The 15,793-nt window shown below is 69.4% G+C and carries 16 protein-coding genes; 10 read left to right on the top strand and 6 right to left on the bottom strand.

Features of this window, described 5'->3' with window-relative positions:
* Positions 1–8: 8 nt before the first annotated feature.
* Complete coding sequence (locus ACWEO7_RS21105; protein WP_452425488.1) at positions 9–938, bottom strand: LysR family transcriptional regulator; 930 nt, start codon at positions 936–938, stop codon at positions 9–11.
* Between the two features lie 111 nt (positions 939–1,049).
* Here ACWEO7_RS21105 and ACWEO7_RS21100 point away from each other — a divergent pair, with 111 nt between their 5' ends.
* From ACWEO7_RS21100 to ACWEO7_RS21075, 6 genes are all read left to right on the top strand, one after another.
* Positions 1,050–2,000 (top strand): EamA family transporter, encoded by a 951-nt coding sequence (locus tag ACWEO7_RS21100; RefSeq protein WP_452425438.1) that lies wholly within the window; start codon positions 1,050–1,052, stop codon positions 1,998–2,000.
* A 152-nt stretch (positions 2,001–2,152) separates the two neighbouring features.
* Complete coding sequence (locus ACWEO7_RS21095; protein WP_452425436.1) at positions 2,153–3,928, top strand: hydroxysqualene dehydroxylase; 1,776 nt, start codon at positions 2,153–2,155, stop codon at positions 3,926–3,928.
* Between the two features lie 76 nt (positions 3,929–4,004).
* Complete coding sequence (locus ACWEO7_RS21090; protein ID WP_452425435.1) at positions 4,005–4,646, top strand: pyridoxamine 5'-phosphate oxidase family protein; 642 nt, start codon at positions 4,005–4,007, stop codon at positions 4,644–4,646.
* Positions 4,647–4,711: 65 nt separating this feature from the next.
* The gene (locus tag ACWEO7_RS21085) at positions 4,712–5,950 is read left to right on the top strand and encodes a Mur ligase family protein (protein ID WP_355078717.1); all 1,239 of its coding nucleotides are present in this window, start codon (positions 4,712–4,714) and stop codon (positions 5,948–5,950) included.
* Positions 5,947–6,657, top strand: coding sequence for a type 1 glutamine amidotransferase (locus ACWEO7_RS21080; protein WP_452425433.1), 711 nt, complete (start codon positions 5,947–5,949; stop codon positions 6,655–6,657). Before ACWEO7_RS21085 ends, ACWEO7_RS21080 begins: the two co-directional genes overlap by 4 nt.
* A gap of 126 nt (positions 6,658–6,783) precedes the next feature.
* Positions 6,784–7,341: a dihydrofolate reductase family protein gene (locus ACWEO7_RS21075; protein ID WP_452425431.1), complete on the top strand. Its 558-nt coding sequence runs from the start codon at positions 6,784–6,786 to the stop codon at positions 7,339–7,341.
* A 31-nt stretch (positions 7,342–7,372) separates the two neighbouring features.
* Here the strand turns inward: ACWEO7_RS21075 and ACWEO7_RS21070 are convergent, their stop codons facing one another.
* Complete coding sequence (locus tag ACWEO7_RS21070; RefSeq protein WP_452425429.1) at positions 7,373–8,311, bottom strand: transglutaminase family protein; 939 nt, start codon at positions 8,309–8,311, stop codon at positions 7,373–7,375.
* Positions 8,308–11,322, bottom strand: a complete 3,015-nt coding sequence (locus ACWEO7_RS21065) for a circularly permuted type 2 ATP-grasp protein (protein ID WP_452425427.1) — start codon at positions 11,320–11,322, stop codon at positions 8,308–8,310. The genes ACWEO7_RS21070 and ACWEO7_RS21065 overlap by 4 nt, the downstream gene beginning before the upstream one ends.
* Before the next feature lie 251 nt (positions 11,323–11,573).
* On the opposite strand from ACWEO7_RS21065, the gene ACWEO7_RS21060 reads away from it, so the two are divergent.
* Together ACWEO7_RS21060 and ACWEO7_RS21055 are read left to right on the top strand one after the other, a co-directional pair.
* Positions 11,574–11,780, top strand: coding sequence for a hypothetical protein (locus ACWEO7_RS21060; RefSeq protein WP_356963425.1), 207 nt, complete (start codon positions 11,574–11,576; stop codon positions 11,778–11,780).
* Between the two features lie 21 nt (positions 11,781–11,801).
* The gene (locus tag ACWEO7_RS21055) at positions 11,802–12,446 is read left to right on the top strand and encodes a hypothetical protein (RefSeq protein WP_452425426.1); all 645 of its coding nucleotides are present in this window, start codon (positions 11,802–11,804) and stop codon (positions 12,444–12,446) included.
* Between the two features lie 6 nt (positions 12,447–12,452).
* Here ACWEO7_RS21055 and ACWEO7_RS21050 read toward each other — a convergent pair whose 3' ends face one another.
* The 3 genes from ACWEO7_RS21050 to ACWEO7_RS21040 all read right to left on the bottom strand — a co-directional run bounded on the left by ACWEO7_RS21050 (position 12,453) and on the right by ACWEO7_RS21040 (position 14,090).
* Positions 12,453–13,070, bottom strand: a complete 618-nt coding sequence (locus ACWEO7_RS21050) for a LysE family translocator (RefSeq protein WP_452425423.1) — start codon at positions 13,068–13,070, stop codon at positions 12,453–12,455.
* A 62-nt stretch (positions 13,071–13,132) separates the two neighbouring features.
* Positions 13,133–13,741 carry a recombination mediator RecR gene (gene recR / locus ACWEO7_RS21045; RefSeq protein ID WP_450025709.1) on the bottom strand — a complete coding sequence of 203 codons (609 nt, stop codon included), beginning with the start codon at positions 13,739–13,741 and terminating at the stop codon, positions 13,133–13,135.
* Positions 13,742–13,754: 13 nt separating this feature from the next.
* Positions 13,755–14,090: a YbaB/EbfC family nucleoid-associated protein gene (locus ACWEO7_RS21040; protein WP_355078724.1), complete on the bottom strand. Its 336-nt coding sequence runs from the start codon at positions 14,088–14,090 to the stop codon at positions 13,755–13,757.
* A 208-nt stretch (positions 14,091–14,298) separates the two neighbouring features.
* Between ACWEO7_RS21040 and ACWEO7_RS21035 the strand changes: the two genes are divergently transcribed.
* Both ACWEO7_RS21035 and ACWEO7_RS21030 read left to right on the top strand, forming a co-directional pair.
* Positions 14,299–14,925: a hypothetical protein gene (locus tag ACWEO7_RS21035; protein WP_452425421.1), complete on the top strand. Its 627-nt coding sequence runs from the start codon at positions 14,299–14,301 to the stop codon at positions 14,923–14,925.
* Between the two features lie 51 nt (positions 14,926–14,976).
* Complete coding sequence (locus ACWEO7_RS21030) at positions 14,977–15,789, top strand: MerR family transcriptional regulator (RefSeq protein ID WP_452425419.1); 813 nt, start codon at positions 14,977–14,979, stop codon at positions 15,787–15,789.
* Positions 15,790–15,793 lie beyond the last annotated feature (4 nt).

Genomic DNA, 15,793 nt, shown 5'->3' with positions numbered 1-15,793 from the left:
GCGCGGAATCATGCTCGTGCGGCGGAGCCCTTTCCGTGCGCGGAGTCGGCCGTCGCGAGTGCGGCGGCCGACTCGAACGCCGCGAGCACGGCCGCGATCGCCGGACGGGCCTCGGCCCGGGGCCGGGTGGCCAGTTCGTATATCCGGGCGGCGCGCACGCCGGACAGCCGTAGCACCGCCAGATCAGGGTGGCCGACCGCGTAGCGAGGCATGAGCGCGACACCGTAGCCGGTGGCGACCAGCGTCTCGATGACGCGGAAATCATTGAGGCGCTGCGCTATACGCGGCTGCACGCCGGTCACGGTGGCGATCGAGCGCAGTACGTCGTCGACGGGAAAACCGCCCCGCACGCTGAGCCAGGTCTCGTCGGCCAGTTCCTCCGGCGCGACGGCCGAACGGCCCGCGAGCCGATGCGTCGGCGCCGCGACCACATCGATCGGCTCGCGCATGAGCACCCGGGTCGCGACGCGCGGGTCGGCGATAGGTGCGGCGCGCTCGTCGCGATGGGTCAGCACCACGTCGTAATCGGCGAGCAGTCGCGCCACTTCCGAGGGCGGCACGTCTTCGTCGCGCGCGATCACCTGGACTCCGCTGTCCACCATGCCGGGCAGCACATGCGGCAACAGCAACGCACCGCCCGAAGGAAACACCGCGACGCGGACCCGTCCGCGCGGCGAGCCGCGATAGTGCGCCATCTCGGCGACCGCGCGATCCATGGCGGCGAGCACTTCGTCGGCGCGCACCACCAGTGCACGACCCGCGTCGGTGAGCCGCACCCGTCTGCCGTCCGGTTCGAGCAAGGCCACGCCCGCCTCCCGCGCGAGCACCTTGAGCTGCTGGGAAACGGCGGAGGGCGTCATGGACAGTGCTGCCGCCACGGCGGCCACCGTGCCGCGATCGGCCAGCTCACGCAGCACACGCAGTCTCTCCAGCGCCATGGGCGGCCCGGCCGCGACCGGTTCGGAACCCAAATCCATTAAGTGAAGCTACATCATTGATCCATAATTATTCGATTGATCTGATCTTTAGCAGATCGCACGATGTAAGGCGTGACCAATCGTGACCGCCTGCTCGGCCTGACCGTCGTCCTGCTCTGGGGATTGAACTTCCTCGCCATCCGGGTCGGGCTCGACCACTTCCCCCCGTTCTTCTTCGCGGCGCTGCGCTTCGCGGTGCTCGCGGTGCCCGCGCTGCTTTTCATCCCGCGCCCGCCGGTGCGGATGCGGTGGATCCTTCTGTACGGCAGCGGTTTCGGCATCCTGCAGTTCGCGTTCCTGTTCACCGCGATGCGGGTGGGCATGCCGACCGGGCTCGCCTCGCTCGTCCTGCAATCCTCGGCGCCGTTCACCGTGCTGCTCGGCACGCTGCTGCTGGGTGAGCGGATGCGCCCGGCGCAGATCGCGGGCATCGCCGTCGCGGTGGCGGGCATGGCGGTGATCGGCTGGGACCGGCTCGCCCACGCCACCCTGGTGCCGGTGCTTTTGACTCTCGCGGGCGGACTGGGCTGGGCCTTCGGCAATATCGGCGCGCGTCTGGCCGGTACCGAGACCCCCGGCGTCAACCCGCTGCACCTGATGCTGTGGACCACCGCCATCCCGCCGGTGCCGCTGTTCGCGCTGTCGGCGTTCGTCGAGGGGCCGACCACGGGAGCGCACGCCGTGGTCGAGGCGTTCACACCGGCGGGCCTGCCCGCTCTGCTGGCGCTCGCCTACATCGCCGTCCTCGCCACCGTGGTCGGCACGGGATTGTGGACCTATCTGCTCGGTCGCTATCCGGCCGGCCTGGTCGCGCCGTTCTCCCTGCTCGTTCCCATCGTCGGCATCGCCGCGGCGTGGACTTTCCTGGGCGAAACCCCGACCACGTTGTCGCTGATCGGCGGGGTGGTGGTGCTGGCGGGAGCGTTCGCCGCCACGTCGAGCAGACCACGCGCGGCCACGGTGAACGCCCGCATCGAGCCATTGGGGACAGCCGCGATGGCAGGTACCGGTCGCCCGGCCTGAGCGGGCCGCACCCACGTTCGATGTGCACTCCGTCACGAAATGCGCATTCCGCACCGGCCGCTGTCCGGGGTCGGTGCGAATCGATCGGCTTGCCGCTTTACAGTAGTGCCCGGCGTGGAAGTTGGTCCCTAGGCTAGGCAGCAGAGCGGCGCATGGCAGACAATCAGTGGACCGTATCGCGAAGAGCACTGCTTCGTAACACGGTCGCGGCGGGGGTGGCGACGGCGGGGGCACTGACGGCGGGTGCGCTGAAACCCACGCCCGCCGCAGCGAATCCCGGCGGCAAAAGGGTCGCGGTGCTCGGCGGCGGTGTCGCTGGCCTGACCGCGGCACACGAGCTGGCGGAACGCGGGTTCCAGGTCACCATCTACGAGAAACGGGCGTGGGGCGGCAAAGCTCGCAGCGTCGGTGTGCCCGGCACCGGAACGGGTGGACGGCCGGATCTGCCCGGCGAACACGGCTTCCGTTTCTTCCCCGGCTTCTATCAGCACGTGCCGGACACGATGCGCCGAATCCCGTTCCCCGGCAATGCGAACGGCGTATGGGACAACCTGGTCGCGGTGCCGGAAGCACGATTCGCCCGGCACGGCGGCGACGACTTCCGCGTCCCGCTCGGTCCGCGCTCGCGCTCGGAATTCTCCCCGGACAGTTTCCGCGAAACGCTCGGCGCGGCGCTGTCCACCGCACTGAAGATGCCGCCCAACGAGGGCGTGTACTTCGCCGAACGCCTGCTGGTCTTCAACACCAGCTGCGACGCCCGCCGCCTCGGCCAATGGGAGCGCACCTCCTGGCACGATTTCGTCGGCGGCCACGCGCGCTCGCACGAGTTCCGCGCGCTGCTGTCGCGCACGCTGACCAGCATCATGGTCGCCGCGAAGGAGAACATCGCGAGCGTGCGCACCATCGGCACCATGGGCGAGCAGTTCCTCGGCAATCCCATGCAGATCGGCAACGACGGCGGGCTGGACCGGGTGCTGAACGGTCCGACCAACGCGGTCTGGATCGAGCCGTGGACCCAGCGGATCCGTGAGCTCGGAGCGGATTTCGTGCTCGGCACCGAAGTGCGCGAGCTGGAGGTGCGCGACCGCAGGATCGTCGCGGCCCGGGTCGTGGACGAGACCGGCGCGCAACGCACGGTCGAGGCCGACTACTTCGTCGTCGCGTTGCCCGCCGAACGGGCGCGCACGCTGTGGTCGCCGCAAGTACTCGAGGCCCGGCCCGATTTGGCCGGGATGGACAACCTGTTCACCGACTGGATGAACGGCATCCAGTTCTATCTGCGCCGACCGGCCGACATCTCGCGGGGTCACACCGCCTACATCGACGCGCCGTGGTCGCTCACCTCGATCAGCCAGAATCAGCTGTGGCGCCGCAAGCTGACCGAGTTCGGCGACGGCGGCGTGCAGGACTGCCTTTCGGTCGACATCTCCGACTGGAACACCCCCGGCATCGTATTCGGCAAACCCGCCAAGGAGTGCACCCACGAGGAGATCGCTCGGGAGGCGTGGGCGCAGATCAAGGCCCACTTGGACGATCGCGGCGAGGTGCTGCGCGACGCCGACCTGCACTCCTGGTTCCTCGATCCCGGCATCACCTGGCAGGAGGGCGAGCGGCGCAACGCCAACGCCGACCCGCTGCTCATCAACACCGCCGGGTCGTGGGAGCACCGTCCGCAACCGCACGGCGCACTGGAAAACCTCTTCCTGGCAGGCGATTACGTGCGCACCAACGTCGACCTGGCCACCATGGAGGGCGCCAACGAGTCCGCGCGCGCCGCGGTGAACGCCCTGCTGGACGTGGCCGGCTCGAACGCGGAGCGCTGCCGGATGTACACCCTCTACCGCGCCACCGAGCTGGAACCGCTGCGCCGCATCGACGCCGACCGCTACGCGGCCGGACAGCCGAACATGTTCGACGTCCCCGTCTGAGCGGATGTGATCGATCTCCCTTCGCCGGTGCCGAATTCGATCGCCATCGCCCAGGCCGCGGTGCTTGAATCGAACTATGCGTGAGAGCACCGCCTCCGACGAGATCACCGACCCGGCGGACCTGCGGGCATTGCTCGGCGAGGTGGCGCCGCGCGCGGCCACCAAGGAGCGCCCCGTCCTGCATGCCAGGGACCGGGAGTGGATCGCGCTCTCCCCGTTCCTGGTGATGAGTACAAGCGACGCGGACGGCAACTGCGACGCCTCGCCGAAAGGCGATCCGGCGGGGTTCGTGCGGGTGCTCGACGACACCACCCTCGCCATCCCGGAGCGCCCCGGTAACCGCCGCGCCGACGGCTACCTCAACATCCTGGCCAACCCGCACGTCGGCCTGCTGTTCGTGATCCCGGGACGCCGCGAGACGCTGCGGATCAACGGCCGCGCCCGGCTGGTGCGCGACGCGCCGTACTTCGACGACATGGTGGTGCGCGGGCACCGCCCGATCCTCGCTGTCGAGGTGGAGATCGACCAGATCTTCTTCCACTGCGCCAAGGCGTTCATGCGCAGCCATCTCTGGGAACCGGAGCAGTGGCCGGTGGACACCCTGCCGAGTCCCGCCTGCCTGGTCAAAGAGGTGCAGACGAACGTCGCGGAGACGGTGGAGGAACTGGAGCGCTACTACTCGCCGGAGAACTACGCGGCCAAGCTCTACCGCGACTGACCCGCGTGGCCCACGCCACCCGACCGCGGCGCGCCCGGATCGCGCGTCGAACATAGACTCGCGACGTGGCAGAACTATCGGTGCGCGGACGGCTCGCGCTGGCGGCGGCGGCCGCGGCGTCCTGGGCCTCGCAGAAGGCGGGTCGTGGTAAAGGGTCGATGATCGGCGGACTGATCGCGTTGAAGATCGATCCGACCGTCATGGACCAGCTCGGGCAGCGGCGGCGCACCGTGCTGGTGACCGGCACGAACGGCAAGTCGACCACCACGCGGATGACCACCGCCGCGCTCAGCACCCTCGGCGCGGTCGCGACCCAGGCCGACGGCGCGAACATGGACGCGGGCATCGTCGCCGCGCTGAACGCGCACCGGCGCGCGCCGCTGGCCGCCATCGAGGTCGACGAACTGCACCTGCCGCACGTCACCGATTCGCTGAATCCCTCGGCGGTGGTGCTGCTGAACCTCAGCCGCGACCAGCTCGACCGGGTCGGCGAGATCAACATGATCGAGCGCAAGCTGCGCGCGGGCCTGGCGAAGCACCCGGCCACCGTGGTGGTCGCCAACTGCGACGACGTGCTGGTCACCTCCATCGCCTACGACCATCCCAACGTGGTGTGGGTCGCCGCGGGCAGCGGCTGGGCGATGGACGCGACCAGCTGCCCGCGCAGCGGCGAGCCGATCGTCTGGGAAGGCGCGCACTGGCGCAGTACCGGAGCGGATTTCCAGCGTCCCGAACCGGACTGGTGGCTCGACGGGGACGATCTGGTCGGGCGGGAGGGCAAGCGTTTCCCGCTGCGGCTCGCACTGCCGGGCCGGGCCAACCGCGGCAACGCCGCACAGGCGGTGGCAGCCGCCGTCGCGCTGGGCGCCGACCCGGAGCAGGCCGTCGCGGCCGCGGGCACGGTCCGCGAGATCGCGGGCCGCTACCGCACCGTGCAGGTCGGCGAGCACGACGCGCGTCTGCTGCTGGCCAAGAACCCGGCCGGGTGGCAGGAGGCGCTGTCGATGATCGAGCCGACCTCGGCGGGGCTGGTGATCGCGGTGAACGGCCAGGTGCCCGACGGCGAGGACCTGTCCTGGCTGTGGGACGTGCGCTTCGAGCACTTCGAAGGCGTGCAGGTGGTGGCGGCGGGCGAACGCGCCACCGACCTGGCGGTGCGACTGACCTACGCGGGCGTGGAGCACACCCTGGTGCCCGATCCGGTCCGCGCCATCGCGTCGTGCCCCGCGGGCCATGTGGAAGTGCTGGCCAACTACACCGCCTTCCGTGATCTCAACCGTGACCTCGAGGAGCGGGCTTCATGACCGAATCGACCTTCCGCATCGGCCTGGTGCTGCCGGACGTGATGGGCACCTACGGCGACGGCGGCAACGCGCTCGTGCTGCGGCAACGACTGCGCATGCGCGGCTACGACGCCGAGATCGTCGAGATCACGCTGTCGGAGCCGGTGCCCGATTCCCTGGACGTCTACACCCTGGGCGGCGCGGAGGATTCCGCCCAGCGTCTGGCCACCCGGCACCTGCAGCGCTATCCCGGCTTGCAGCGCGCCGCCGGGCGAGGCGCTCCGGTGCTGTCGATCTGCGCGGCCATCCAAGTCCTCGGCCAGTGGTACGAGACCTCGGCGGGCGAGCGAGTCGACGGCGTCGGCCTGCTCGACGTCACCACCTCGCCGCAACACAAACGCGCCATCGGCGAGGTGACCACCACACCCCTGCTCGACGGGCTCACGGCCGCACTCACCGGCTTCGAGAATCACCGGGGCGGAACGAAACTCGGCGGCGACGCGCAGGGTCTGGCCCGGGTCACCCGCGGCGTCGGCAACGGCGTCGGCGACGGGCTGGAGGGCGTCGTCCAGGGTTCGGTGATCGGCACCTACATGCACGGCCCGGTGCTGGCCCGTAACCCCGAACTAGCCGACCTGCTGCTGATGCGCGCCCTCGGCGTCACCGAACTGGCGCCCCTCGACCTGCCCGAGGTCGACCAGCTCCGCCGGGAGCGCCTGCGCGCCTGAGCCTGTTCCCGCTGGTCAGGTCGCCGGAGTAGCTGAATTCGCGGCAATCCGGATCGAAGCGATGAGTTCGGGCGTGTGCACCGGTACATACCGGTGCACAGCCACACCATCGAAAGGAATCCGGTCATGAGCGTCATCGTCTGCGAGTTCGTCACCCTCGACGGCAGGGTGTCCGACCCCGACGGCCGCGGCGGCACCGCGAGCGGCGGGTGGGCCTTCCGCTACGGTCCCGAGACCGTCGGCGGTGACAAGTTCCGCCTGGCACAAGCCCTCGATGAGGGCGTGCTGCTGCTGGGTCGCCGCACCTGGGAATTGTTCGCCACCATCTGGCCCGGCCGCGACGATCCCTTCGCCACGCGCATGAACAAGGCCGCGAAACTGGTTGCCTCGCACACACTGGCGGACACGTCGAGCTGGACGAATTCCACGCTTGTCGAAGGCGACCTCCATACGGCAGTGGAGAACGCACCCGGCAACGTCATCGTCACCGGCAGCCTGAGCATCGTCCGCGCATTGCGGGAAAAGGATCTGATTGACGAGTACCGACTGCTGATCTTCCCCACGGTCCTCGGTAGCGGTGACCGTTTGTTCGCCGAGGGCGAGCCGCCCGCGGATCTCGAGTTGCTGTCGGTCGACACGGTCGGCGCAGCCGTCCTGACCCGCTACGTCCGAGCCGGGCGCTGACGACCACGTCCGGGATCTGCGAACTTGCGCTTCACCCATCGCGAGCCGCGGGTAGAGCGCGTGGTGCACCCACCTCGGTGACGTCGACGGAGACGGTGATCGTGCTGTCCTTCGCGTCGGTGTAGATGATGCCGCGCAGCGGAGGGACGTCGGCGTAGTCGCGGCCCCATGCGGCGGTGACGTAGCGCTCGTCGCCGAGTTGGTCGTTGGTGGGGTCGAGGTCGATCCACCGGCCCGAGCGGTCGGGTGCGTCGTCGCCTGGCACCCATACCGCCGCCCAGGCGTGCGTGGCGTCGGCGCCGACCATGCGCTCTTTCCCCGGCGGTGGATCGGTGGCCAGGTAGCCGGACACATACCGGGCGGCGAGGCCGTGCGACCGCAAGCAGGCGACCGCGAGGCGCGCGAAGTCCTGACAGACGCCTGCACGGGCCGCGAACACATCGGCCACCCGGGTGGACACCGTCGTGGCGCCGGACCGGTAGGCGAAGTCGGTGTAGATCCGGGTGTTCAACTCGGCCACCGCGTCCAGCAGCGGCCTGCCCGGCCGGAGGGATTCGGCCGCGTACGCGACGATCTCCGGCGTGATCTCCTGCGGGTGCAGGTCGAGGGCGAACTCGACGGCGAACGGCCCGTTCGCTCCCGTCGGGCGCGCGCGTTCCCACGGCTCGGTGGCCGGGCCCGCGTCGTCGCGGGCGGGCGCGTCGACTTCGACCAGCGATTCGCCGACCACCGTCAGAGCACGATGTTCGGTGGTGACGTGGAAGTAGGACGTGATGTTGCCCCACACATCCGCGCCGACCGACCGGTCCGAGGGGGCGGGGTCGATTCGGATCTCGTGCGCGAGCAGACGCTGGCCGGGGAGATCGCGCGGCGTCAAGTACGCACGCCCATAGGAGTTGATGACTTCGCCGGAGTACGAGTACTTGGTGCGATGCTCGATCCGGTAGCGCCGGACCGCACGGCCGGTCATCCGACGACCTGCGCGCTGCCCCATAGCGGCTGGATGTCGACCGGGAGCGACAGCGTCGTGGTCTCGAAGGACTCGGACACCTTGCGCAGGCGCACGTGCACTCCCTCCAGCAGCTCCGCCAGTTCGGTGCGCCGTTCGTTCGCGTCGGTGACCTCGAGGTCGTCGGGATCGAGGCGGCGTAGCATGCGCCGCGCGTCCGCGAGCAGCCGCTGCGGACGCGACGAGCCGGACGCACCGGGCAGCGCCTGGAAATCGGCGTGCAGGCGGCCCAGCTGATAGGCCAGCGATCGCGGATTGGCGGTGTCGAACAGCAGGAGCTCGGCGACGTTCGCGATCCGCACGGAATCCTGGTGGCGCCGACGGTAACTCACCGAGGACTCGGTGGCGCGCAGCACCCATTCGGTGACCTCGCGTTCGATCTCCTCCGGATACCGTTGGGTCAGCGCGGCCGACAGCAACGCGGTCAGGGCGAGACCGCGCTCGATCCGCTTACCGATGTCCCTCACGTGCCACCCGGTGTCGCGGATCAGCGACTCGCCGTCGATCCCGGACAGCGCGAGCAGCCCGGCCAGGGTGCGCGAATGCACATCCGACAACTCCGCCTCTTGGTCGTCCACCGCAGCCGGGTAGCAGGCCAGCGCGCGCTCGACCGAGCCGAGGATCATCCACGTGTCCACCGACAACTGGTCGCGCACGGCGCGCGCGGCGCTGCCGTACCGGTCTATCGCGAAGGCCAGCGATCCGGGCAGCTCGCGGTCTATCGTCAGCGCGACGAGGTAGTCGTGGCCCACACGGGACGCGCCCGGCACCCGGTGTACCGCCGGAGCGCTGTCCTGCGCCGCACCGGTCGTCTCGTCATCGTCCGGTCGTTCGGCGACGGCCTCCACACCAGCCGTAACCTGTTGTCGCGCACCGGTTCCGGCCATGGCTTCGTTCCGAGCCGCGGCAGCGGAGAAGTCCTCGGCCGACCCGTGGCCGAAAGATCGTGACCGGTCCGGCACCGAATTCCCAGTCGCGCACTCGCCCGCACCGGGCGATGCCGGAGCATCACCAGAATCCGGAAACGATCCGGCCGCAGCATGCGATCGCTCGTCGCCGTACTGCGCGACACCTTCGTCGATGCCGGCACCCGACGGGGCGAGCAGGCCGCGATCGGCCGAACTCTGCTGCGGGGCAAAGGCACGCGCCTCGGGACCGAACAGCCCGTCGGTCGGAGCCGCGGTGGCGGTGGTCCGTCCGAGTGCGGCCAAGAGGATCGGCAACGCGCCCGCGCCTTCCAGCCAGGGGCGATACCGGAACTCTTGGTAGCGCTCGTGCGTGGCGATCAAGAGACGGGCGGCGTCCTCCGCGCGCTCGCCGTAGCGGCCGATCCAGAACAGGTCGTTGAGCACGCGGGGGGAGCTGATCCCCGCCACCACCGGAGCGGTGCGCCGCGGCTCGCGCGACGGCTCGGTGCTGATCGCGGCGGCGGCCGTCGGCGCGGCACGCACCCAGATGTCCTTGGCGGCGACTTTCCGCGCGGCGCGATCGGTCGTGCGCTGACGTAGCTGGCCGAGACCCCCGGACATCACGGTGTAGCCGCGCCGATGGGCGAGCGAGAACAATCGCATGCCGACCGGAGCCGCGGCGAGTCCGTCGTGCTCGCGGACGGCGGGCGCGACGGAGAACTGCGCCGGTTCCTGGCCGACCCATTGCCATCCGTGCGCATCGATCCGCGCCTTCATCTCGTCGCGCTGCCGCCGACTCAGCTCGGGGCCGAACAGCGTGGCGCCGTCGACCGCCGAGCGAATGATCAGCTTGTCCAGATTCGCGATCAGGTGTCCGCGCTCCCGTTCATGACCACCCCAGTACGACGGCGCGTTCTCCAGCAACAGGTCCGCACCGAGCAGTGCGCGCGACAGGGCGGGCAGGAATCCGGCCAGCGCGGGATTCTCCAGCAGCCCGCTGCCGAGCGTGTTCACCACCGTCACCGCGCCGCGGCGCAGCACCTCGACCAGCCCCACCACGCCCAGCCGCGAATCCGGCCGCAGGTCCAGTGGATCGGAGAATTCGGCGCCCACCCGGCGCAGCACCACGTCCACCCGCTTCAGCGTGCCGAGCGACCGCATCCACAGCGCGCCGTCGCGCACCACCAGATCGGCGCTCTCCACCAGCGGAAAGCCGAGTGTGGAGGCGAGATAGGCTTGATCGAACGCGGTTTCGGACTGCGCGCCTGGACTGAGCACGACGACCACCGGTTCGTCGTCGTCGGTCTGCGCGGATTCGATCAGCATCAATCGCATCGCCCTGGCGAAGGGCGTCAGCGGACGCGGATTCGCGTGCTCGAACGCCTCCGGGATCGCGGTCGACACGACCCTGCGGTCCGCCAGCGCGTATCCGGCGCCGGACGGCGCCTGCGCCCAGTCGGCGAGCACGCGGAACCGGCCGTCGCCCCAGCGACTGAGATCGCAGGCGTGCAGGAAGAGTTGGTGCCGTCCCGGCACGGTGATGCCGTGCGCGGCTCGTACGTAGCCGCGATTGCCGAACACGACTTCCGGTGGGAGCAGTCCCGAGGCGAGCGTCCTGCGTGGACCGTAGATGTCGGTGAGCACCTCGTCGAACACGCGGGAGCGCTGTTCCAGCCCGGCCTCCAGCCGGGTCCAATCGTCCGCGGCGACCGGCAAGGGAATCGGATCGAGGCGCCACGGGGCCGGCGTGTTCTCGGCCGACGCGCCCGCCTCGAGGTAGGTGATGCCGTCGTCGTCGATCAGCCTGCGCACCCGGCTGTCCAGCTTGCCCAAACCGTCCCCGCCGAGTTCGGCGAAGTCGGCGGACAGTTGCGACCACACCCGGCGCACCTTGCCGTCGGCGTCGACCAATTCGTCGTAGTAGCCCGCGACCGGCGCGCCGCACTCGTCGTAGGCGGCGGTGGCAGAAGCATCTTCGCGGTAGCGCGCGACCTGTTCCCGCACGGTGGCTGCGGTATCTCGCCGCTCATCGCGCAACGTCACCGCCGACCTCACTTCCGCCATCCGTGCCCAACGGTCGCCGAATGCTGCCCGGGCAGTCCGGAAACCTTCTTCCGGACACCCGCATCAGTGGTATTTGCGGCCATTTTCGCATGTAGCAGGGCCTATATCAGGTGAAACGCCGTGCAGCGGCAATCGATTGCCACACATTTGCTTAAGTATCGGGCGCGGCGACACACGGGCCCGGGTCCCACCGCGACGCCCGCACCGGTGGTATCACCGAACGACGACAACGATCTCGTCAGGAGGTCATTATGCGTAGATCAGACTGTTCGTCTTGTGAATCCGCGTTCGACCACTGCCACGGAACCCTGATCGTGCACGTGAGCCGGATCGCCGAATGCACCGACGAGCACTGCCTGGAGCTCAGCCACGCCAGACACGCCTTCGTCCTCGATTGCCGAGACCTCGCGGGCGGCTGCCGGTGTGGCGACGGCGAGACGGCCCGGCGCCGCGCCTGAGCGGTTCCGTACCCTGGCCCGGTGAGCTATGACCACGTGTTGCTGCCGTCCGGTGTCGCATCGTCGATCGCGGAGGTCGACGCCTACCTGAGCACCCAGCAGGGCGTCCCCGAGTCGGGGTCGGTCGCGCGGATCGCGGCCGAACTGAACAGACGCAACGCGGAACTGCCCGAGGAGGACAACTTCCTCAGCACCGTGCCGGTCGGCGGCGCGGCCACCGGTGCGGCACTGCACGTGTCGTGCCCCTACGACGCGATCGGCTTCGTCCGCCGCTTGCTGTTCGAACTCGCCACACCGCTGAACTATGCCGTCTACGACCCGCAGCTGGCCTGGCTGATCGATCCCGCCGTGCACGTCGAGGCCATCGTCACGCACGGCGGCGCGGGTGAGTTCCCGTACCTGACCGAAGCGCTGGTCCAGCAGTGGATTCCGGAGCTGGCCCCGCCCAACCCGTACCTCGTCGTCGAACGCGGCGAGCAGTTCTACATCCAGACCTACCGGGAGAACTCCGGCGCTTACACCGTGGAATACCGGGACGGCTCCCCCGACAAGCATTTCGGAACCAGCATCTCCGATCCCGCCACCGTCGCCGCCCTCATCTGGGGCTGGGCCAACGACGACCGCAGCCGGTTCCCCGGGCTGCCCTGGTCGCGCGTCGACCTCTGAACCCGGTCACTGGTTCTGGGTGGCCAACCGGCCCGCGAGCGCGAGGAACGACGCGCCGAAGACCCGGCGCATCCAGATGACCACGGCGGGACGGGAAATGACCTGATCGCGGACGGCGGCGGCGCACGCGCCGTACACCGCGAACACCACCAGCGTGGCGAGCATGAAGATGCCGCTCAGCTCGAGCATGCGCGCCAGCGCGTTCGGTGCGCCACCGGGCAGGAACTGCGGCAAGAACGCGAAGAAGAAGATGGTCAGCTTGGGGTTGAGAAGGTTCAGCAGCACCGCCGAGGTGATCACTTTCCGCGCCGAGGGTGCGGTGCGGCCCGTCTGCTCCGGCACGGCGAGCGCGCCCTTGTCCCGGAACGTGGTCCAGGCCATGTACACCAGATAGCCGACGCCGAGGTACTTCAGCGTCTGGAACGCGACCGCGCTGGCGTTGAGCAGCGCGGCCAGCCCCGTGATCGCCGCGATCATGTGCGGAACGATGCCGAGCGTGCAGCCGAAGGCCGCGATCACCGCGGCTCGAACGCCGCGAGACAACCCCGCCGCCAACGTGAACAGCACACCGGTGCCGGGGGTGGCGACGATGACGAGCGTCGTCAGCGCGAATTCGATGCTCATCCCCGACACGGTAACGCACGCCCGGCGCGGCGCAATCCCCGTCGTGGGAGGCGTTTCGCGAGCTACAGCGCGCGGCGGCCGGACAGCGCGCGCCCGAGGGTGAGCTCGTCGGCGAATTCGAGGTCGCCGCCCATCGGCAAGCCCGAGGCCAGCCTGGTCACGCTCAGACCCGGGAAGTCGCGCAGCATCCGGACCAGGTAGGTGGCGGTGGCCTCGCCCTCGGTGTTCGGGTCCGTCGCGATGATCACCTCGCTGACGTCGATGCCGTCCTCCTGGTTTCCGATGCGCGCCAAGAGTTCCCGGATCCGCAGCTGGTCGGGGCCGACACCGCTGAGCGGATCGAGCGCGCCGCCGAGCACGTGGTAGCGACCGCGGAACTCCCTGGTGCGCTCGATCGCCTGCACGTCCTTGGGTTCCTCGACCACGCAGATCATGGTCCGGTCCCGGCGCGGGTCGGCGCAGATGCGGCACAGCTCGCCGTCGGAGACCGTTCCGCACGTCACGCAGAACTGCACCCCGTCACGCACCTTCTGCAGCGCGGCCTGCAGGCGATCGATCTCCGGCGGCTCCACCTGGAGCAGATGGAAGGCGATGCGCTGCGCGCTCTTCGGACCGACGCCGGGCAGCTTGCCCAATTCGTCGATCAGATCCTGGACCGGACCCTCGTACAACTGCTACCTCGGCTCAGAAACCGGGCAGCGAACCGCCGCCGCCGAAGCCACCGGACAGGGGTCCGAGCCGTTCGGCGGCGATGCGCTGCGCGTTGGCCATCGCGTCGTTGACCGCACCGATGACCAGATCCTGCAATGTCTCGACATCGTCGGGATCCACGGCCTTCGGGTCGATGGTCAGCGACACCACCTCACCGCTCGCCTTCAGCCTGACCTGCACCAGGCCACCGCCCGCCGCACCGTCCACCTCGGTCGCCGCGATCTCGGCCTGGGCTTCCATCACCGCCTGCTGCATCTGCTGCGCCTGGGCGAGCAACTGTTGCATATCGAACTGGCCACCTGGCTGCACGGGAGCGTCCTCTCTGAAGAAGGTGTCACCGGCCAGCCTAGTCCTGCCGCGGCCGGTCCCCGGCGCGGCCCGACGGTCCCAGGTCCGCGGCGCAGGGCGGATAACAGCGCGCATGACGGGTAACAGGTTGGGTAGTTCCGATCGGAACCGACCATGCGCGCCTTACCATCGACACCTAGTCGGAAAGCGGTGTGCAAATCTGGAGCCAATGATGATCGCAGTTCGTGCACGTTTCCTGAGCACCCTGGTGCTCACGCTCGGTGTTCCCAGCATCTTTCTCGGCGCAGCGGCGTCCGCGGATACGGAGATCACCGACAACCCTGGAGTGATCGACGCGCAAGGGGCCGACGAGCCCCAGACGACCCCGGCGGTCGCCGACTACGGGGGCGGCTGCGTCCTCTACCCGGACGACAAGGCCGCGACGCTCGATTCGCTGCGTTTCCGGTGCTCGCCGGAGCAGCAGGACGCGATCTTCCGCGCCGCACCGCTCGGCGCCGTTCCGGTCGGCGTGAAATCGGGCTGGGTCACTCGCCCGCCGGTCATGCAGGCCATCGCGCCCCCGCTGTGGATCGGCAAGACCTTCTACACCGGCCCGGACGGCGGCTTCCTGATGAACCGCCTCACCGGTGCGGGCTTCGAGGCCTGGGGCGCCGACGTCTACGTGGCGCCCGCCCTGACCGACGGACAGCCGACCTGGGCACTGAACTACGCGCCCTCTCCGACGCCGCAGGTCTACGACGAGATCCGGGAAGTCACCCCCGGTGTGTGGTTCGGCTACTCGTGGTGGCGCGGCATGTTCCAGACCACCCTGCTGCTGACCTTCGCGCTCGCCTGAACAGCGGGTGTCGTTTGACCCTCCCGCCACTGGAGGGTGTTGGCTGGTGCCATGACGGCCACCGTCCCCATCGGGGAATTCTCCAGGCTGAGCAATCTCAGCGTGAAGACGTTGCGCTACTACCACGAGATCGGCCTGCTCGCTCCGGCCGGCATAGCCGCGAATTCGGGCTATCGGCGGTACGCGACGGCGCAGGTGACGCAGGCACAGTTGATCCGGCGGCTGCGCGAGCTGGACATGCCGGTTCCGGAGATCCGCGCCGTGCTGGCCGCGCCGGATGAGAACGCCCGTGACACCACGCTGCGTGCGCATCTGGAGCGCATGGAAGCCGAGCTGGCCCGTACCCGCGCGGTCGTGGCCTCGTTGCGCGCGCTGCTGACGCCATCGGCTCCGATCGCCGTGGAGTATCGCGTGGTCGGGGCGTTCCCGGCGGCGGCGATCGGCGCGACGGTGGCGCGCGAACACATCGGCGAGTGGTGCGCTTCGACGTTCCAGGCGTTGTACGAGGCGCTGGCCGCCGCGAGCATCGCGCCTGCGGGCGTCGCCGGCGCCACCTACAGCACCGACTTCTTCGAGCAGGACGAAGGCGAAGTCGTCGCGTTCGTCCCGGTCGCCGCCACGGATGTGGCACTGCCGGCAACGCTTTCGCTCATCGAGCTACCCGCGCGCCGTTTCGCCGTCGCCGTGCACGAGGGCCCGTTCGACGATTTCGACCGGACCTACGGCGCACTGGGCAGTCACGTCGCCGAACACGCTGTCGCGCTGCCCGAGCCGATCCGCGAGATGTACCTGCTCGGACCGGACGCGTCCGATGAATCCGCCACCTACCGGACCGAAGTGTGCTGGCCCATCGCCCAACCGTGAAAAG

Source organism: Nocardia sp. NPDC004260 (assembly GCF_053603155.1).
This window is presented reverse-complemented; position numbering and strand designations above follow the sequence as displayed.